The 19,629-nt window shown below is 49.8% G+C and carries 19 protein-coding genes, 3 pseudogenes and 1 other annotated feature; of the genes and pseudogenes, 13 read left to right on the top strand and 9 right to left on the bottom strand.

What is annotated here, in order from left to right; translation table 11 throughout:
- Positions 1-72 precede the first annotated feature (72 nt).
- The gene (locus tag ACP158_RS01265; RefSeq protein WP_424947193.1) at positions 73-1,950 is read left to right on the top strand and encodes an ABC transporter permease; all 1,878 of its coding nucleotides are present in this window, start codon (positions 73-75) and stop codon (positions 1,948-1,950) included.
- A 254-nt stretch (positions 1,951-2,204) separates the two neighbouring features.
- Positions 2,205-2,582, top strand: coding sequence for a hypothetical protein (locus tag ACP158_RS01260; RefSeq protein WP_424947192.1), 378 nt, complete (start codon positions 2,205-2,207; stop codon positions 2,580-2,582).
- A gap of 175 nt (positions 2,583-2,757) precedes the next feature.
- Here ACP158_RS01260 and ACP158_RS01255 read toward each other — a convergent pair whose 3' ends face one another.
- The 4 genes and pseudogenes from ACP158_RS01255 to ACP158_RS01240 all read right to left on the bottom strand — a co-directional run bounded on the left by ACP158_RS01255 (position 2,758) and on the right by ACP158_RS01240 (position 5,139).
- Positions 2,758-3,090, bottom strand: a complete 333-nt coding sequence (locus ACP158_RS01255) for a hypothetical protein (RefSeq protein WP_424947191.1) — start codon at positions 3,088-3,090, stop codon at positions 2,758-2,760.
- Positions 3,091-3,315: 225 nt separating this feature from the next.
- A pseudogene (locus ACP158_RS01250) lies at positions 3,316-3,642 on the bottom strand (transposase); the annotation flags it as partial.
- Positions 3,643-3,724: 82 nt separating this feature from the next.
- Positions 3,725-4,102, bottom strand: a complete 378-nt coding sequence (locus tag ACP158_RS01245; protein WP_424947190.1) for a hypothetical protein — start codon at positions 4,100-4,102, stop codon at positions 3,725-3,727.
- Positions 4,099-5,139 carry an AAA family ATPase gene (locus ACP158_RS01240; RefSeq protein ID WP_424947189.1) on the bottom strand — a complete coding sequence of 347 codons (1,041 nt, stop codon included), beginning with the start codon at positions 5,137-5,139 and terminating at the stop codon, positions 4,099-4,101. Before ACP158_RS01240 ends, ACP158_RS01245 begins: the two co-directional genes overlap by 4 nt.
- A 198-nt stretch (positions 5,140-5,337) precedes the next feature.
- On the opposite strand from ACP158_RS01240, the gene ACP158_RS01235 reads away from it, so the two are divergent.
- From ACP158_RS01235 to ACP158_RS01200, 8 genes and pseudogenes are all read left to right on the top strand, one after another.
- Positions 5,338-5,478, top strand: a complete 141-nt coding sequence (locus ACP158_RS01235; protein WP_424947188.1) for a hypothetical protein — start codon at positions 5,338-5,340, stop codon at positions 5,476-5,478.
- A pseudogene (locus ACP158_RS01230) lies at positions 5,451-5,669 on the top strand (helix-turn-helix domain-containing protein); the annotation flags it as partial. The gene ACP158_RS01235 and the pseudogene ACP158_RS01230, both read left to right, overlap by 28 nt.
- A 139-nt stretch (positions 5,670-5,808) precedes the next feature.
- Positions 5,809-5,932, top strand: a sequence feature (16S ribosomal RNA rRNA prediction is too short).
- A gap of 213 nt (positions 5,933-6,145) precedes the next feature.
- Complete coding sequence (locus ACP158_RS01225; RefSeq protein ID WP_424947187.1) at positions 6,146-6,535, top strand: FHA domain-containing protein; 390 nt, start codon at positions 6,146-6,148, stop codon at positions 6,533-6,535.
- Between the two features lie 2 nt (positions 6,536-6,537).
- A complete protein-coding gene (locus tag ACP158_RS01220) occupies positions 6,538-7,365 on the top strand; it encodes a MotA/TolQ/ExbB proton channel family protein (RefSeq protein WP_424947186.1) in 828 nt (275 codons plus the stop codon).
- 12 nt (positions 7,366-7,377) lie between these two features.
- Entirely contained in the window at positions 7,378-7,851 is a 474-nt protein-coding gene (locus ACP158_RS01215; protein ID WP_424947185.1) for an FHA domain-containing protein, read from the top strand.
- Positions 7,833-8,612: a PP2C family protein-serine/threonine phosphatase gene (locus ACP158_RS01210; RefSeq protein WP_424947184.1), complete on the top strand. Its 780-nt coding sequence runs from the start codon at positions 7,833-7,835 to the stop codon at positions 8,610-8,612. Before ACP158_RS01215 ends, ACP158_RS01210 begins: the two co-directional genes overlap by 19 nt.
- Positions 8,609-9,442: a VWA domain-containing protein gene (locus ACP158_RS01205; RefSeq protein ID WP_424947183.1), complete on the top strand. Its 834-nt coding sequence runs from the start codon at positions 8,609-8,611 to the stop codon at positions 9,440-9,442. Before ACP158_RS01210 ends, ACP158_RS01205 begins: the two co-directional genes overlap by 4 nt.
- A 14-nt stretch (positions 9,443-9,456) precedes the next feature.
- The gene (locus tag ACP158_RS01200; RefSeq protein ID WP_424947182.1) at positions 9,457-11,862 is read left to right on the top strand and encodes an ankyrin repeat domain-containing protein; all 2,406 of its coding nucleotides are present in this window, start codon (positions 9,457-9,459) and stop codon (positions 11,860-11,862) included.
- Positions 11,863-12,108: 246 nt separating this feature from the next.
- Here ACP158_RS01200 and ACP158_RS01195 read toward each other — a convergent pair.
- Positions 12,109-12,327, bottom strand: a pseudogene (locus ACP158_RS01195) (hypothetical protein); the annotation flags it as partial.
- Positions 12,328-12,603: 276 nt separating this feature from the next.
- Between ACP158_RS01195 and ACP158_RS01190 the strand changes: the two are divergent.
- From ACP158_RS01190 to rsmA, 3 genes are all read left to right on the top strand, one after another.
- Positions 12,604-13,056: an MGMT family protein gene (locus ACP158_RS01190; protein ID WP_424947181.1), complete on the top strand. Its 453-nt coding sequence runs from the start codon at positions 12,604-12,606 to the stop codon at positions 13,054-13,056.
- Positions 13,057-13,211: 155 nt separating this feature from the next.
- Positions 13,212-14,219, top strand: a complete 1,008-nt coding sequence (gene pdxA / locus ACP158_RS01185; RefSeq protein ID WP_424947180.1) for a 4-hydroxythreonine-4-phosphate dehydrogenase PdxA — start codon at positions 13,212-13,214, stop codon at positions 14,217-14,219.
- Positions 14,220-14,248: 29 nt separating this feature from the next.
- Complete coding sequence (gene rsmA / locus ACP158_RS01180; RefSeq protein WP_424947179.1) at positions 14,249-15,076, top strand: 16S rRNA (adenine(1518)-N(6)/adenine(1519)-N(6))-dimethyltransferase RsmA; 828 nt, start codon at positions 14,249-14,251, stop codon at positions 15,074-15,076.
- Between the two features lie 3 nt (positions 15,077-15,079).
- Here the strand turns inward: rsmA and ACP158_RS01175 are convergent, their stop codons facing one another.
- From ACP158_RS01175 to glyQ, 4 genes are all read right to left on the bottom strand, one after another.
- Positions 15,080-15,829, bottom strand: a complete 750-nt coding sequence (locus tag ACP158_RS01175; protein ID WP_424947178.1) for a lysophospholipid acyltransferase family protein — start codon at positions 15,827-15,829, stop codon at positions 15,080-15,082.
- 21 nt (positions 15,830-15,850) lie between these two features.
- Complete coding sequence (gene gmhB / locus ACP158_RS01170; RefSeq protein ID WP_424947177.1) at positions 15,851-16,420, bottom strand: D-glycero-beta-D-manno-heptose 1,7-bisphosphate 7-phosphatase; 570 nt, start codon at positions 16,418-16,420, stop codon at positions 15,851-15,853.
- 81 nt (positions 16,421-16,501) lie between these two features.
- Positions 16,502-18,694, bottom strand: coding sequence for a glycine--tRNA ligase subunit beta (gene glyS / locus ACP158_RS01165; protein WP_424947176.1), 2,193 nt, complete (start codon positions 18,692-18,694; stop codon positions 16,502-16,504).
- Positions 18,691-19,629: a glycine--tRNA ligase subunit alpha gene (glyQ, locus tag ACP158_RS01160; RefSeq protein WP_424947175.1), complete on the bottom strand. Its 939-nt coding sequence runs from the start codon at positions 19,627-19,629 to the stop codon at positions 18,691-18,693. The genes glyS and glyQ overlap by 4 nt, the downstream gene beginning before the upstream one ends.

Here is a 19,629-nt window from a genome sequence, read left to right as displayed (position 1 = left end):
GGATGATGAGAATAATTAAAAACAACGCCGCCGTCATTCTCGCTCTCAATCGAACGACAACCTAACGACCACATGATCGTCGGCATACTATTCATCGTCTTAATCGCCCTTTTGATCGGGTCAATCGTGTATGGGCGACGCCTCATCCGCACCGAAAAAACCGATGCGGTGTTCGGCAACCCGAGCCGTGCGTTGGGCGGATGGCACTGGATTATCGCCGGCGTATCGACCATTCTGCTCGTCTGGTTTTATTTCTCCTGGGACGCGGCGCGCTCTTATTTTCCCCTCGCCGGAAATGAATTATGTCAGGTTGCTAAACTCAATCGTGCGATTAATCCGATTCGCTCGGCCTTCCCGCTCGATGATCGTTTGTTAAGCGGCACCAAATTGTTGCAACGCGATTACGCGCAAATCACATCGTTGGAAAAACAATTGGCGCAAATTGATTTCAATGACGCCGACCGAGTCGAATTGCAGTCTATTATTTCTGCTATGCGCGATGCGTTGGCGGCGCAGTCAAATCCCCAAATGAGCGAGCCGTCATTGGCCGGGCGGTTCGACGACATCGCCGTGCGCATCCGCCAGTTGACCATTGACATGAGCACGGACGGCTATCCGGGCGCGGTGGATGAAGCCGAGAATGCCAAAGCGCAGGCGCAACCGGCCTGGGGCGAGACCAGCGTGGAGTTGCCGCCGCTATCGCGCACCGAGCGCGGTCGCGTGTTTGATGCCGCCAGTCGGATGCTGGTGGAAATTTCCGATGACTTCGTCGCCATTCGCAACGATGGTGCGACGATTACCGCGCAACTTGAAGCCATCAAAACGCGTTACAAAAATTTCCAGAGCACAGACAACAACGATGCGCAACGCAAACAATTACTGAAACAAATCGACAGAATCTACAAGCGCATTGATGACGGCAGAATTTTTCCGCCGCAGATGACATACACCGTCGAGCAAGCATTAATTGCGCTGGATCATGAGCAGAAGCGTCTGCAAGGTAGCCTTCGCTACATCAACGCACTAGCAATGCCCGGCGGCGAAATCCTGGCCGGCAATCGTGCGTGTTCCGAGCAAGGTTCGGGACGCTGGCTGCCAAAACCTTCGGACACGCTTCGAACTTTCGTGCGCCTGGCCGACCCGGATGTCGGTTACAAGGGCATTCCGTTGCTGTGGTATAAAATGAAACCGGTCTCGGAGATGCTTGGCTTTTTGCTACCCGATTGGCTCGCCGACCTGATTCCCGGCGAGTATCCGCGCCACGATGTTGCCGGAAACATTTCCAATAATTTCAAAGGCGCGGTGTATAACGTGGTCACCGGCAATTACGCATCGCCGTCGTTGCCGATTCCGACCGGTCACATCTGGGATTCCATTTTGCGGGTATTGGCCGGCTTGTTCTTCGGAATTATTTTGGGCGTGCCGCTGGGATTATTCATGGGGCTTTCGCGTTTTGCCAAAGGCTATTTCGACCCGCTCATCGAACTCTACCGACCCATCCCGCCGCTCGCCTGGGCGCCGCTGGTGCTGACCATATTCGGCATTCAGGACGACGGCAAAATATTTCTGTTGTTCATGGTGGCGTTCGCCATCATGGTAATTTCCGCGCGCACCGGCGCCACCGGCACGCAACTATCCAAAATACACGCGGCACATTCGCTGGGTGCCAGCAAAAAACAAATCGTCTGGCAAGTCATCCTGCCCAACTCCCTGCCGGAAATTTTAACCGGCATCCGCATCGCCATCGGCGTGTGCTGGGGCACGCTGGTTGCGGCGGAAATGCTGGCCGGCACAACCGGCATCGGCTTCGTAGAAAATGTCGCACGCAAACAATCCGACTACGAAATCATCTGGATGACCATTTTGCTTCTGGGCCTGCTTGGCTTAATGTTTGATTTGGTCATGCGGCGCATTATCCATCGCTCCATTCCCTGGCGCGGCAAGGGCTGATTCCACGCTTGCCTATTTTGCGCTTGCCTTTTGCGCGTATCATCCTTGATACGCGCCCTTCGGGCTCGCTTCGCTCGCGCCAATCAATTCATGGCGCTCCCCGGCGATTTTTTCGTCGCCATGGTTTATTACGCCGTATAGTGTTGCGCGTCGTCACTCGGTCGCTCACATACTTAATGTATTGCTCACTCCCTCGCTCCTTGCGCGCCTTGCCTGACGAAAAATATGCGGCGCACAATGTTTGTTCGTAATTAATGAGTCTGGTGAAACCGGACTTTTTTCTAGTTTACTTTTGGCGTCTCAAAAAAATCATTCCCGTTCGATTCGCCATTGTCGCCCCAACTCGTCATTGCCCGGCCCATATTATTATTGGCCGGGCAATCCAGTGGAATATGCCGTCCGGCGTAGCCGGACTCCTTTCAATTTCGCACCCGGTCGATCTGTTCGCACAGTCCGCGGATGCCGAGAATCATGCGTGCGGTGTGGCGGTGCATCACATTGCCGTCGATGAATATAAATCCATCGTGCGCCACCGCGCTCAGCGAAGTCCATTTTTTCCACATAGACACGTCGCCGCGTCCGGAAATGATAATGTCGGGGTCGGCTTGCGGCAGAGATCAGGGTCAGAGTAGAAATTATTTGTATTTGTTAAGCAAATTGATTCGTTGAAAATGTAATGCTTGTATAGTATCGGGATTTGTTTGAAGATATTTTGAACGTTGAACTAGTTGATGATTTGAGAAATGCAACAAATAGCTGTATGGCATTTGGGAGTGCAAGGTTTAAGGAACAAGTTGAACAACTTTATCAACGAAGAGTGAAGCCAGAAAAACCTGCTCCCAAGCCCCAATAATTTCTACTCTGATCCTGATCTGCGCTCTGACCCTGATCTGCGCCCACTCTTTGACTCCACCGGTTCAATGGGTCGGCCTGACCATCAGCAACCTCTCTCGAGCCTGAAAAACATTCCCAAAACGAAGAACCCGCATTACCAAATAAAATCAGCGTTGATGCGTGAACGCCCTCGGCGATTTCTGGCACATTGTCATCTTCATTGACGCAAAATACGCCACGCAGAACTAAACCATATTCCCGCGCCAGATAGATGATTTCATCGAGTGTGTCATCAAGTTTGTTCATGAACTTGCAATCGCATTTTTGCGTGCCAATGAGGGTTACCTCAATACAGAATAAATAATTGGATGTGAGCGGCGATTATTTGCTGAAGGCTACTCCATTCTGAAAGTTATTTCCGTACCGTAAGCAAGTATTTTGACTGTAAAAAAGCTTTTATTCTTCTGTACTTCTCGTCTCGGATTAGGAGGACGGCGAGCAGTTGCTCAACCACTGCTGTCCCATTAACTTTCACAGCAACGAGGATTGATTGCGATTGAAGCCGGGCCTGGGGGGCGGGTCGCCACGCAAGAGCGCCATCAAGTCGCGCTTGTCGAACAAGTCAAGATGCAACAGGCGGAGCATTTGTCGCATGCTTTTGCCCAGCCGCGACTGGAATTTGATGAACGCCAAGAGTAAACACACGCACAGCGCGACCCAGACTTGCGTCATCACCGCGTTATTGCCGGCGCCGATGAAGGACTTTATCTTCAGGTTTTGCTTGATCCACTTAAAGAACAATTCCACCTGCCAACGCGCTTGATAAAGGTCGGCAACCGCATCCGCGCCCTGCTCCAACACGCCCTGCCGACACAACTCGTCCACCGCTTGCGCGAGCAAGTGCTTAAAGTGTTGCTTCATGAGAAATAGTGATTACTTTTCACCGGAACGCCTCACCCTTTTTAGATCGAGCACTCGCCACTTCAACGATATGGTCAATGACTCGCTCTTTGTTTTTCCATTTCATGACAAGTTTCCCCGGATCCATACCACACTCAGCCACGATATCTCGCAATTGCTCAAGACCCAATGAATCAAGTTTCTTTCGCAATTCTCCGCTTCCTTCGCTGACCAATACCACCGGGTCCAACACTGCTGGAGTGCGCCTCCCACTACGCCTTTTTGCTTGCTGTTCGGAGTATCGTTTGGCTTCACCCAACCCAAGAGCCATAGCAATTTTTTTGGCAAATTCAGGATTCTGTCCGACCTCATCGACGATGACCTTCATAAAAGATTTTAGCGGTTTTGTGATATTCATTCTCCCAACGCTCCCAAAATTTCTGTTGCCAAAGATTCGTATACTTCTACCAGCCCATGGTAACTATACTTTTGCTTCAAGGTGTTAGTAGAGCCGTATTCCGCAGCACTCGCAAGATCATTACTCTCTTTAATAATGGTATGAAACAGCGGTGCATCAAAATTGTCACCTAGCCGCTTTACAGTGTTCCGATGTACATTCGATTGTTCGCGATACTTGGAAATCACTATACCTAACGGATCAATGGGCTCGGCTATTTGTTTGGAGAACTCCTTCACCCGTTTTATGATTTGCGGAATACCATATGTCGAAAGGATGTCTGGAATAGTGGGGATAATGTAACCACTGGATATACGCAAACCGTTCAAGGTGATAATCCCGAGATTCGGAGGACAATCAATTAGCACAATGTCGTAATCGTCAACAATAGGTTTCACAGCCCTACTCAAAAGCTCAATTGGATTAACTGCATAAAATTTACCCGATGGCACGGTGGCTAATCGATCCTGCACATCTATCAAATCCAAACTGGAGGGCAAGAGATCTATCGAGTTAGCCGCCCGCACATCAGACACGCGTTTTTGTAGGGTCTTCTCAATGTCGAAAGTAGCGGTGTCGGGGTTCAATGCATCTTTGAATAACCTCGCCAAGGTATAACCATTCTCGTTCAACTCACTCCATCGCTCTTCGCCGATGAGCATTATAGTGGCGTTGGTCTGCGGGTCCAAATCAATAACCAACACCTTTTTATTAAACGATGCCGAATACACCTCGGCTAATGCCACAGTGGTGTGGGTCTTTCCAACCCCGCCTTTAAGATTAATAGTTGAAATTATATGTGCCATTGGAAACCTCCTGGCGTGTAGCCATGCACGGATTTGTGATCGCCGGAAAACCGGCCCGGATTTAAGTTCAACAGCTGGAACAGGAAAATTTGGGAATCTGGCGCGCCAATTAACCACGGCCTGCCGGGAAATTCCTGCAATTTCAGCAATTTCCGCAATCCCTACCAGATCGTATTCCAGTTTGTTAGTCATGCTGTGATGTCGATATGTGAACTTTGCAAACAGTTTCAGTTTACTTTATTCACCACTCTGCTGTCAAGCATCATTCACAAAAAAATCTAAATACTCTCAAATCATGTCCGGGCTCAGACACAAATGAGACTTTATTAGTTAAGAAAATCGGGTAGTCTAAGGTGAAATCAATTCACTTAAATCACAGGAGACTACCCGATGCAGATCAAAAGCCTGCGTATCAAATCATGCCGCAGTTGGGCGATTGCCGACACCGCCAGTGAACCCGCCATCGCCCGAATAAAGAAACTGGAACTCTATGCCGAGCTCAAATCAGCAGGCTGCACGACGTATGCCTGAAAACCATCGGCTGGCCGAAGGCGACCTACTACCGTTGGCTAGAGCGTTATCAACAGCATGGCTGGAACGGCTTAGAAGATCAAAGCCGTCGCCCAAAGCGCGTGCGCGGTCGACAATGGACAGCGCGGCAGGAGCAACAAGTGCTGCACTTGCGCAGGCGTTATCCCTTGTGGGGCAAACGCAAGCTCTGGAAGGTGTTGTCCAGGGATCAGGGTCTGCTTCTCAGCATCAGCACGGTTGGGCGCATCCTGGCCCGGCTGGTGCGCTTGAAGCAGGTCAGGCCGGCGGCGTTTTATTATGGGCGGGTCAAACCATTCCCGCCCACCACACCATGGCTCGTCACACCATGGGAGTACCAGAAGTAGTTAGTCTAATCTTCGGGAGGACGATTACCACGGTATGTCATGACTGGGGTGAAGTCGTAACAAGGTAGCCTCAAGGGAACCTGGGGCTGGATCACATCCTTAAACCAAAAAGAGATTCTCGTTTCGGAGCGTCCACACAATTTGCTTGGATGGTTTTTTTGTGCATGCGCGCGCTTTGGTTGCACTTGCGATAGGTGCCATCACAGAGTAAGATGGCGAAAAATCTATATTCACCGCACCGCGTAAATTCATGATCTGTGCGAGCAACCTACGGCAAAAAATTTTAGGGGGAGGCTACAGCTATGAATGAACCCATCGTAGTGACTGTCGGGCGTGCCGAGAGTTGTTTGGTTCGTGTCTCCAATAGCACGGTCAGCCGATTGCACTGCACTATTACCCTGTATTCGCGGGATCAGATGTTTGTTTCGGATGATAACAGCGCGAACGGAACCAAAATTCGCGTTGACGGGCAATGGCAACCGGTTCACGGACCGCATCCAATCACCCCGAAAACGATGATGATGTTGGGCGAATATGTCGTCGTCGTTCATCAGTTGTTGGCGGGTTCGACCGAAGCGATGGCAGTTCTTTCGCAAGTATCGCCTCCGCCACAAAATCAAACAGCCGATCCAATAAACTCATCCGCCACAGTTAAACGCGACCCGATCACCGGCGAGATTATAAAAAAATAAACGTGCGTCCAGCCCAAACAATTGTTGGATTTGCCGGAGGTGGTGTTATCGGATTGTTGTTCGTGATATTGCTGCATTTCTGGTTGCCGCTTGAAAATAAAAATATATCCACCGGAGAGTTGCCGCCGGAATGTGTCGTTGAAAGTCCTTTATTGGGCGACCAGAAAGAGTCGCTTATCGGTGCATTGCTGATTGACCGGGAATTTCAATTTTATCCAATCTCATTGCAAAATTTAATGTGGATTTTATTTTTTGGCGGCTTGGGAGAATTAACAAAGCGTCTGCGTTCGGCGAAAAATGACCGCGCCGAATGCGACAGAGGGTTGTTGCCGGAGGACGATGAAACAGTGCTGACCGCCGCCCAGCTACCCGAGATATATCGCACGCTAACCGCACGCCCCGCCGTTTCTTTTTTGCCACGTATGGCGAAGCGTGTCATTTTGCAGTTTCAATCTTCGCGAGCGGTTGACCAAGCCAACAGCCTGCTTAACTCCAGTGCCGAGTTGTTTTTACATGAATTGGATCTACGTTATAACTTTTTGCGCTATGTCATGTGGCTCATTCCCACGCTCGGATTTATCGGCACGGTGTTCGGCATCGCATATGCGTTGGCATATGCCGGTGGCGAGGGCGTTCCCGAATGTGTCAACTTCGTGTCACAGCTCACCAATAAAATGGCGGTCGCGTTTAACACTACTTTGCTGGCGTTGATTCAAGCGTCGATTTTAGTGTTCTTTTTTCATGCCGTGCAAGGCGAAGAAGAAAGCGTGCTCAATACCTGCGTACAGTATTGTCTTGACAATCTTGTCAATCGGCTTTACAAGAACTAATAGGTAAAACTCATGACCGACAATCCCGAAAATACCACGCGGATGTTGCGCCGCAGCGCTCCCGAAAAGAAAAACCCAGACGCTCCGAAAACCACCGTTTACCGACCACCTTCTGAAAGCAACGAAAGTGAAGATTTGGAGCCGGTTACCGGCTGGTTGGTGGCTGTTTCCGGTTCTCGAAGAGGAAAAAGTTTTCCGTTGCACTACGGTGTCAATATTATTGGTCGGGCGGCGGACTGCGCAGTTTGCTTGGATGTGAACGACAGCGAAATCGCACGCGAAAATCAAGCCGAAGTGATTTATGACGGTCGTGGCAGAAAGTTTTACCTACGCCACGGTCACGGAAAAAATCTCACCTACTTGAACGAGGATCCTGTGTTAGAGCCGCGAGAAATCAAGCATGGCGATGAAATTAAAATGGGGAAAACCGTATTGCAACTCGTGCCGTTTTGCGGCGCAGATTTCGATTGGGAAGACCTGTCCTGAAAAGAGAAAAAGATTTTTCAGGTTGTGCGGCACAGGGGAAACGTGAGCGCCAGGAGGATTTTTACGCATTCTTTCCGGTCAATGCCAACACTACGCTGGCGGTGCTGGCAGACGGCATGGGTGGACATGCGGGCGGCGCGGATGCTGCTGAAATTTCCGTAAAAGAGTTTATTTCTTCTTTTTCTGCGTCATGTGATGAAAGTACTATTCCACAACTTTCCACGGATATGCTACATGCGGCAAACTGTGCATTAGCCGCAAAAATACGCGAAGACAATTCACTAACCGGCATGGGCTGCACATTGATTGCGACACTACTCCATAACGACACATTGCACTGGATTAGCGTTGGTGACTCGCTTTTATATATATTTATGGACGAACAGCTACAAAAGATTAATGCCGACCATTCTCTGGGGGGGTTGTTGGACCAAGCGGTGATGGAAGGCAAAATATCGAGCGAAGATGCGAAAATAAACTCACAACGGCATGCCTTGCGTTCCGCTTTAATGGGTGAAGATATTGCGCTGGTTGACGAAAACAGCATTGCATGGGATGGTGCCGCTCCGCCGATAATTGTGGTGGCCAGCGATGGGTTGCTCACATTAACGCAGGATGAAATCGCCGATTGTCTGCACTCCATGCGCCAACAAACCGCAAGCGATATCACCGCCGCATTGGTAGCAAAAACAGAATCCCGGGGTGCGCCACATCAGGATAATGTTACTGTGCTTGCAATAAAACCGCCCCCCAGCCCGTGAGAAGCCGCAGCAAAGGGCTGGAAATATTCAGCATGTCGGCGTTGGATTTGTTCGCATCGGCAATGGGGGCGTTTATTCTTATTGCGGTCATCGCCCTGCCATACTATAAAAAAGAAGTCCCTGATTTGCGCCAGGAACTCGCCGCCCTCAAAACCGAACTCTACCAAAAAGAGCAAACCATAGCGCAGCAAGCCGCACAGATTAGTGAATTGAAGAAATCCCCAAAACATCAACTGCCACCTTTGGACGTGGTGATTGTGTTGGATACCACCGGCAGCATGAGCGAAGAGATAGCCGCGTTAAAACAAGAGTTGGGTAACTTGGCGGAAGTGCTGGAAAAACTCGCCCCGTCAGTCGCGATTGGCATCATCGGTTTTAACGACAAGGGCATAAATCCGGCGCGATATACCTACTTCCGACTGCAAAAAATCAGCGCATCCGATAGTTCATTGAAAACTTTACAATCTGCCCTGGTGCTGATTACTGCTGGTGGCGGCGACGGCAATAACGACACTGATGGTGAGAATTTGGGGGGCGGTTTTGAGCTGGCGCTGAAATCGCCGTGGCGAACCGAATCAGAAATACAAACGATTGTGGTGGTAACCGATGATGTTCCGCACCCCGGAACGGAGAACGCGATTCTTTCGGGCGCGCGGCGTTTTTCGGCGATTGATAAAAGATCGGTGACCACCGTCAATACCAGCGATGGTGATGGTGATGAGGTCAAGCGGTTTTTGCGGCAACTCAAAGATGCCGGAAAAGGGCGATATACGGAAACACAAAGCTCTTTGGTTGCGCCAATTTTGCTGGGCGTTTTTGCCGCACCATAAACTATAATTCCCCCATGCAACACTCCGACCCCGAACACAAAGCCGCACTGCCGCCCGAAACTCGGTTGCGGCAATATGAAATCTTGTCGGTATTAGGCGTAGGCGGTTTCGGCGTCACCTATTTGGCGGAAGACACCGACCTGCACGCGTGCTTTGCCGTCAAGGAATACCTGCCGAACGAGTTCGCGATGCGCGAGGGGGTTACCGTGCATCCAAAATCGGCCGGTAATGAAGAAGATTACCGCTGGGGCTTGGACCGATTTTTGGAAGAAGCGCGCAACCTCGCCAAATTTCGACACGCCAACATCGTGCGCGTACATCAAATTTTTGAGGACAATAACACCGCGTATATGGTGCTGGATTACGAAGACGGCTTGAGCTTCGAAGCGCACCTGCAATCGTTGTCGCAACCGCCATCCGAACCCGCATTGGGCGCGATAATCGCCCCGTTGCTGGATGCCCTCAAGCACATGCATGCCGATGGATTATTGCACCGCGACATCTCGCCGGACAACATCATCATCCGTGCCGATGGCAGCCCGGTGCTGTTGGATTTTGGTGCCGCGCGGCAAGCCATAGGGATACGTAGCCGCAGCATCAGCGCGATAGTCAAAGCCGGTTATTCGCCGCCAGAGCAGTATTCCACGCGCGGCGGACAGGGCGCATACACGGACATATACGCGCTGGCTGCGGTGTTGTATCGCGCCATCAGCGGGCACCCTCCGCCCGAAGGCAGTTGGCGTATCACCGAAGTGGCGACTGGCAATCCGGACCCGATGACGCGATTGTCGGCGGAAGGCTACAGCGGCGAATTTATCGCGGCGATAGAATCCGCTTTATCGATAAATGCCAAAGACCGTCCGCAGGATGTCGGGCAATGGTTGCGGATGCTTGGTGGTGAAAGCCCTTCGGTCGACACCGCCCCCGTGCCTAGCACAGCCCCCGACGCCACACCTCCGTCACCGCAAAACCCCAAACCGGAAGCCCGCCCGTCGCATAAAAAACCGCTGGTGATAATAGCCGTTTTGTTGCTGTTTACTGCGTTGTTTTTTGGCGGCAATCACTATCAAAAATGGCAGGAACAACAACGAATCGTTGCTGAACAAGAACAACAGCGTATTGCTGCCGATGAAGAAAAACAACGAATCGCCGCCGAGGAAGAAAAACAACGAATCGCTGCTGAACAAGCCGCCCGCCTCGCCGATGAAACTGCCCAATTTATGGCAAAGGTCGGGCGTCCGCCTTCGCCGACGGCGAAGGATGCTAACGACTGGACTGACTTGCACTACGCTGCCACGTTGAACTTCACAACGCTGGCGGAGCATCTGTTGCAATCCGGCGCCAAGGTGGATGCCAAATTAAAATCCGATAACAAACTCATGACAGATGGATTGAAGACAACACCGCGCTTGTTCGGGAGGAATTATGATGGCTGGCATAGGGATGGCGACACACCGTTGCATTATGCCGCGGCGAATGATGCGGACAAAATCGCCACACTACTGATTCAAAAAGGTGCGGATATAAACGCGAAAAATGGTCCTGGCGACACACCGTTGCATTTTACCGCGTGGAATGATGCGGGCAAAGTCGCCGCACTATTGATTAAAAAGAGTGCGGATATAAACGCGAAAAATAAATATGGCGAAACGCCGTTGCATGGTGCCGCGCGGGATGATGCGGGCAAAGTCGCCGCACTACTGATTCAAAAAGGTGCGGATATAAACGCGAAAAATGATGATGGCGCAACACCGTTGCATCTTACCGCGTGGCTGGATGCGGGCAAAGTCGCCGCACTACTGATTCAAAAAGGTGCGGATATAAACGCGAAAAATGGTTCTGGCGCAACACCGTTGCATTATGCCGCTGTGGAGGATGCGGACAAAGTCGCCGCACTACTGATTCAAAAAGGTGCGGATATAAACGCGAAACGTGATGATGGCGCAACACCGTTGCATTTTACCGCGTGGCTGGATGCGGGCAAAGTCGCCGCACTACTGATTCAAAAAGGTGCGGATATAAACGCGAAAAATGGTTCTGGCGCAACACCGTTGCATTATGCCGCTGTGGAGGATGCGGACAAAGTCGCCGCACTACTGATTCAAAAAGGTGCGGATATAAACGCGAAACGTGATGATGGCGACACACCGTTGCATGTTGCCGCGTGGAAGGATGCGGACAAAGTCGCCGCACTACTGATTCAAAAAGGTGCGGATATAAACGCGAAAAATAACAAAGGCTACACGCCGTTGCATCATGCCGCGTTGAAAGATGCGGGCAAAGTCGCCGCACTACTGATTCAAAACGGTGCGGATATAAACGCGACAAATGATTATGGCGAAACACCGTTGCATTTCGCGAAGCAAACAGGGAGTACTACAGTGGAAAAACTGCTTAAAAGAAACGGCGGTAAGGACTGAAGCAATGTACAAGTATCTGAAAAAAAAGTGTGAAGGTGTTACTCGTTATCGCGAAGAAGAAAGAGAAGAGCGTTCCAAGGAAAGGGTAAAGACAACGTTTAAGATTGGTCCGCATTACGGCCGCCCCGACATCGCGTGTCTTTCGGGAAAAAGAAAGATTATCTCCAGGCTGGAGAATAAATGTTATGGTGAATTAAGCTGGACAAGAACGCATTGTAATCCATATCACTGCTGTCCCATTAACTTTCACAGCAACGAGGATTGATTGCGATTGAAGCCGGGCCTGGGGGGCGGGTGGCCACGCAAGAGCGCCATCAAGTCGCGCTTGTCGAACAAGTCAGGATGCAACAGGCGGAGCATTTGTCGCATGCTTTTGCCCAGCCACGACTGGAATTTGATGAACGCCAAGAGTAAATACACGCACAGCGCGATCCAGACTTGCGTCATCACCGCGTTATTGCCGGTGAGAGACCAGAGAGATCAGGGTCAGAGTAGAAATTATTTGTTAAGAAAATTAAGCAAATTGATTCGTTGAAAATGTAATGTTTGTATAGTATCGGGATTTGTTTGAAGATATTTTTAACGTTGAACTAGTTGATGATTTGAGAAATGCAACAAATAGCTGTATGGCATTTGGGAGTGCAAGGTTTAAGGAGCAAGTTGAACAACTTTATCAACGAAGAGTGAAGCCAGAAAAACCTGGTCCCAAGCCCCAATAATTTCTACTCTGACCCTGATCTCATGAGTCTCTATCAGGACATTTACGATATTGTTAGGCGCATCCCGGTTGCAACGGTAACCAGTTACGGGCGTATCGCCCGTATGGTGAATTGCAACGCCCGGCAGGTCGGCTATGCCATGGCGGCCACGCCAGACGATCAAGCCATTCCGTGGCACCGAGTGATCAATAGCAAGGGGGAAATCAGCGCGCGCAAACAAGGTAGCAGTGATCAACGGCAAAGACAGAAACTTATCGACGAGGGCGTTATATTCGATCAAAAAGGCCGTGTGAGTTTTGATGAATTTGGATGGCGGACGGCTGAAATACCGCCCATGTCCGAAGGCGGGGCAGAAAACTGGCCCGAAGACTTGCCGCATTCTGACGCGTGGCCGTCTGACCAACCGCAAGCTGAGGAGCCACAGCCCAGTGGAAAACAGGAAGACTTGACCCCTCAAAAATCAACGGACAAGTAAAGATGGGGAAATTTGTCTGGTGCGGGTACGGGGCGCATACAATACAGCCCATTGCTGATCGCTACAATCCATAAACAATTATCGTGCATTGATGGCTTGTTTCACCCAACATTAGTGTCCTTCACTCAGGCAAAATGAACTCAGGTAAAATGATCATGGCACTACCAAAAATTATAATTTGTAGCGGCGAACCCGCAGGCATCGGCCCGGATATTGTGATTAAAGCCGCCCAGCAAGGGTTTGATGCCGCCTTGGCGGTAGTCGGCGGTCTAAATTTACTTAGAGATCGCGCCGAGCTGCTTGGCATGGCGTTGGATTTTAATGAATATGAGTCAACCGATAAATCCAACCCAGGTCACTCAGGAGGCCACCCAGAGGGCCGCTCAGGGCGAGTCTCGGTTATTCCTTTAGAAGTTTCCACTCCGGTTACGCCGGGCAAACTGGACCAAAAAAACAGCCGGTATGTCACTCGCTGTATCGATACCGCCGTAGATTTGTGCCTATCCGGGGAATTCGATGCCATGGTCACGGCGCCAGTGCATAAAGGAATAATCAATGATGCCGGGATACCTTTTTTAGGCCATACCGAATGGATAGCCAAGCGCACCGGGGCCAACCAACCGGTGATGATGCTTGCCAACGGCACTACCCGTGTTTGCCTGGTTACCACCCACCTGCCTTTAAGAGAAGTGGCGGATCATATTACTGGTGACCGCATTCAATCCGTACTTAAGGTTATGGCCAGAGATATCACCGCGCTTTATGGCATCGATAATCCCAAAATTGGAATATGCGGGCTGAACCCCCATGCCGGCGAAGGCGGCCATCTCGGCAAAGAAGAAATTGAAATTATTGGGCCGGCAATTTCAGCAATGCAGCAACAAGGGTTCAATCTGATTGGCCCGTTACCGGCCGATACGGCATTCACCCAAACCCAATTGAGCCAGCTTGATGGCGTCCTGGCGATGTACCACGATCAAGGGCTGCCGGTTATTAAGCACAGCGGATTCGGAGAAGTGGTCAATGTTACTCTTGGACTTCCGATAATACGAACCTCAGTAGATCACGGTACGGCATTGGAGCTCGCGGGTAGCGGCCTGGCAACGGAATCGAGTTTAGTCGCCGCCATCAATCTGGCAATCGAATTTGCGGGCAATCGGTAAAAAATACTTTGAGTCGCATGATACATGGAATGACACCGCGCAAGCGTTTCGGACAGCATTTTCTCACAGATGAAAATGTTCTGGAAAGAATCGTAAATGTGTTCCATCCAGCGGATAACGAATTAGTATTGGAAATCGGGCCCGGTAGCGGTGCGCTTACAGAACGTTTATTAGATCGTATTGGCCATCTCACAGTGGTCGAACTTGACCGGGATCTGGCCGCCACACTCAGCGAAAAGTACGACTCAGATCGGCTAACCCTGTTTCAGTCCGATATATTAAACTTTGAAATCGCTTCTGTGTTTAATTGTTCCGAACTGACCGGTAACGTGCCGCCTGTCATCTCGGATGATTTAAAGAACGAAACAAGTAACAAGGTTCGGATAATCGGCAACCTTCCCTACAATATTTCCACGCCCCTTTTATTTCATTTGCTCAAATCCGTCGAGCACATTCAGGATATGCTATTCATGTTGCAAAAAGAGGTTGCACAAAGATTAAGCGCCGCACCTGGAAGCAAAATCTATGGTCGGTTATCGGTAATGGCGGCGCTGGAGTTGGACTGTCAATGCTTGTTTGATGTTCCGCCCCAGGCCTTTGATCCGCCGCCAGAAGTCGAGTCAACGGTAATTCGCCTGACCCCCACACCACTCTCTAGGGCGGCATCTCGTCATGTCCGCGATCGCATCCGACTTAACGAAATTGTCAAACTCGCATTCTCCCAACGCAGAAAAACATTGCGGAATTCTTTGCAATCAATAATTTCAGCGCAACAATTTAAAAATGCGCGGGTTGATTCTTCCAGGCGCGCCGAAAATTTAACAGTGAATCAATTTATCCAGTTATCCAATGCCTGAAGATTACCGACTGCCTGGCCGACTACCTGACCGACTGCTTGGCCGACTATCTGGTAATTTCTCCAGATTTGCGTAAATCCAGGCTTCAACCTCCCGGTTAATTTCCCGGGTTTTTCTGCCACGAGTTTCTATCACCGGCCCGATAATCACATCCACCACTCCGGGGTATTTCAGGAAGCCATTCTTGGACCAAAATAACCCGGCATTATGGGCTACAGGAACAATCGGATGCCCGGATTTGGCGGCAATCATCGCACCGCCAACCTGAAATTCACCTGGTTTTCCAGGCGCCATTCGCGTGCCTTCCGGAAAAATAACCAGCCAGCGTCCTTCGTTTAAACGAATTATTCCCTGTTTGATTAAATGCTCCAACGCCTTGGTTTTTTTTGAACGATCGATAGCGATAGGTCGATTCATTGCCAATCCCCATCCAAAAAATGGCAGCCACAGCAATTCCCTTTTTATCAAATAGGACTGGGCCGGGAAAATGAGTTGGAAGCAAAGCGTTTCCCATGCAGACTGATGGTTTGAGATGACGATGGACGGTTGGCGGGGGATGTTTTCCGCACCGGTTACCCGGTAACTGATGCCGCACAACATTCTCAAGGTCCAGATGTTAAAGCGCGCCCAAATCGAAATTACTTTTGCGCGAGTCAACGACGGCAAAAAGAAACAACAAATAGCGATCAGACTGACAATCATAGTGGTTATGATCTGGCCAGTGAGATACAGCAGTGAACGCAAATACAGCATAAAGAATTACCGCAGCAATAATCAACACTGCGCGCTTAACAAATTATCGACAAAGCGACTCAAATCCTTAAACTTCGGTACAGTGGCAATGGCGGGTTCATAATCATGCTTCGAAATCTCTTCGATACTGCTTAACCCGTTCCCGGTTTCGACCAGTACCGGCATCGCTCCGGCGGTGGCGGCGGCCTGTAAATCGCGCACCGAATCACCCACCGCATAAACATCCTTCAGGCTGTATTTCAGCCGTTTTGATACTTCAAGAAACATTCCCGGTTTAGGTTTCCTGCATTCGCACTGATCGTCTGCACTATGCGGACAGAAAAATATTGCGCTGATTTCCCCGCCGCTATGGTGCAATTCGTCGAGCATTTTTTGGTGAATTTTATTCAACGTATTGATCGTGAACAGACCTCTGGAAATCCCGGATTGGTTGGTAATTACCACTACTCGATAATCTTCCCGGCAAAGTCGGGAGATCGCTTCCAAACTTCCGGGAATCGCAACCCATTGTTCCGGGGACTTTATATGATCATCCGAATTGTGATTGATTACCCCATCCCGATCCAGAATAATTAATTTGCTATTCTCCATTCTTAATCCGCCTGAATATTTCCGATGCTGTTATTTTCGCTTTGGCAATCATTGCCTCAAAAGAATCATTGGAATCCTGCTTCATTTGTCAATCCGAATACGGGAAATATCGGCTACGCCCAAAAATAATTGGCGAATTTTGATCAGCAATGCCAATCTATTATTTCTAATCGCCGGGTCATCGTGCATCACCATTACCTCATCAAAAAATTGATCGACCGGGGCTTTTAACGCAGACAACTTGTCGAAGCCTTTCTCGTATTGAGCGGTAATAAAGTATCCCTTAACTTCCTTGCTGATTGTTTCGACACCCTTCGCTAATTGTCTTTCCGCATGGTCTGTCATTAGTTTGTTGTTGAACTTGATATTGCCGCCATCGCCATCAATATTATGACCGGGATCAAGATGAATATTAGCCTGGGTTAAAATATTTGCGATTCGTTTATTAGCCGAAGCCAAAGATTCAGCGGCAGCACGCCGCTTGCTGAAAAAACGACTCACTGCCTGCAAGCGATTTGCGAAGTCGAGAGGTTTAGCAGGTTTGCAAGATTGCACCGAAGAGATTTGCTCCGCACTGAAACCTTGAGACTGAAAATATCCTTTCAGTCGCTCATTGGTGAATTCAAATACCTGGTCAATTACCGGGTTACGGGTATCAATATTTTTTAGACCTGAATTGACATACTGCTTCATTGCCCGAGAAAGCAATTCAAATAAATCCAGGTCAAGTTTTCTTTCGATGATTATTCGCAACACGCCCAACGCAGCGCGGCGCAGGGCAAACGGATCTTTGTCTCCGGTTGGCACTTCGGCAGTCGCAAATATACCCACCAGCGAATCAATCCGGTCTGCCAGCGCGACACATTGCGCCAAAGGGGTCGACGGCAATTTGTCGTTCGCGTACCTCGGCTTGTAGTGACCCTCAATGGCATCGGCAACGTCTCTGTCCTCGCCTTGTTTGGTCGCATAATACTTGCCAATGGTGCCTTGCAACTGAGGAAATTCACCCACCAGGTCGGTCACCAGGTCGGCCTTGCACAGCCTGGCAGCACGCTGTACGCCTTTCTTGTCGATGTTGAGTTTTGTTGCAATCACGCCCGCTAACCTTCCTACACGGATTGTTTTGTCGTAAATTGAGCCAAGTTGATTATGAAACAAAACGCCTTTCAACGAATCGACACGATCATGCAGCTTGACTTTCTGGTCGGTCTTCCAGAAAAATTCGGCATCAGACAACCGGGCACGGAGTACGCGCTCATTACCCTGGCGTACCCGTTTTGGCGTCTTGCTTTTGATATTGCCGACCGAAACAAACAACGGCACCAGCTTTCCTTTCTGATTGGTAATATGAAAATACTTTTGATGATCGACCATCGTTGAGATCAAAACTTCCTTGGGCAATTTTAAATATTTCTGCTCAAATTCTCCCAAAGATGCCATCGGCCATTCAACCAAACCGGTAACCTCGTCAAGTAAATTTTGACCGATTACCGCTTGGGCATCGGCTTTTTTTGCCAGGCGAGTGGTCTGCTTAACGATCATCAATTGACGAGTCTGGTAGTCGGCGATCACGAATCCATTCAACTTTAATGTATTAAGATACCGATCTGCCGAAGGTATCCTTAATGTTCCAGGGCAATGAAACCGATGCCCTCTGGTGAAACGATTGGCTTTTAGTCCTAACACTTCGGTTCGAATCAAATCACTGCCGTACAGTGCCAGCAACCAATGTACCGGCCTGACAAACTCCACATCGCTATTTCCCCAGCGCATTCGTTTGGGAATGGGCAACGCTTTTATGCTGTCATTTAAACATTGCGTAACCAGCACATTTAAGTTTTTACCTTTTACCTTGTTTTCAAAAACCAGCCACGACCCTTTATCGGAAACCCGTTTTTTCAATCTCGAAACAGGCACATCACAGGATTTTGCGAACCCTTGCGCAGCGGCAGTCGGATTGCCCCGATGGTCAAATGCCGCCGCTACGGCCGGACCTGTTCGCTGTTCAATCTGGTCAGGCTGTTTTGGGGAAACGCCTTTGACCCATACCGCAAGCCTTCGGGGTGTAGCATAGTATTTGTACTGATTCGGTTTATTCTCGGCCACGCCAGATGCGACCAAGCCATCGAAGAAATTTTGCGCGAATGACTGCGCCAGATTTTTTAGCACCTTCGGTGGCAGTTCTTCGGTGCCTAGTTCAATTAACAGGTTTTTCCGCCGGCCCGCAAATTTTCTTGGCGATTTTCTCGCCGCCTTGCTCACTTGCGCCATCATCGCGTCCCCGCTTTCGCTCGCCGTCGCGGCCGCCGCGGCGCGGTTTTGACGCAGCCGGGAAAGCCGAGTTTTTCCCGGCTATCGTAATAGCGTTGCGCCACGCCCTTTGCCAACTGACGCACCCGCCCAATATATCGGGCGCGCTCGGTCACACCGATGGCATGTCGAGCATCCAGTAAATTAAAGGCATGGGAAGCGGTCAGCATTTGTTCATAGGCGGGTAAGGGCAATTCCTTTTCCAATAATTTTAGCGCCATGGCTTCCGTCGCATTGAATTGATCAAAAAGCTGCGGGATACCTGAACATTCAAAATTATAAACCGACTGCTGCACTTCATTTTGCAAGTAAAGATCGCCATAACTGTATCCGGCTGTGGCGCTATTTGAACCCTCGCGCCAAACTAAATCAAACAACGAATCCACACCTTGTAAATACATGGCGATGCGCTCCAGACCATAGGTGATTTCACCGGTAACGGGCTTGCAATCCAAACCACCCACTTGTTGGAAATAAGTAAATTGAGAAACCTCCATGCCGTTTATCCAGATTTCCCATCCCAGACCCCAGGCACCCAAAGTCGGTGACTCCCAATCATCTTCTACAAATCGCACGTCGTCCTTCAACATATCCAGCCCAAGGCTGGACAGGGAGCCAAGATACAAGTCCTGGAAATTTTCCGGGGATGGTTTCAGTACCACCTGAAACTGGAAATAGTGTTGCAAACGATTGGGGTTTTCACCATAGCGACCGTCTGTGGGGCGACGCGACGGCTGCACATAAGCGGCGCGCATCGGTTCCGGGCCTATGGCGCCCAAAAACGTTGCCGGATGAAATGTTCCCGCACCCATCTGCATATCATAGGGTTGCAGAATGACACAGCCTTGATCGGCCCAGTATTGCTGCAATGTCATTATAAGCTGTTGAAATGTAACCAT

The sequence above is a fragment of the Candidatus Spongiihabitans sp. genome (genome assembly GCF_965247905.1).
Lineage (GTDB): Bacteria > Pseudomonadota > Gammaproteobacteria > Arenicellales > Poriferihabitantaceae > Spongiihabitans.
This window is presented reverse-complemented; position numbering and strand designations above follow the sequence as displayed.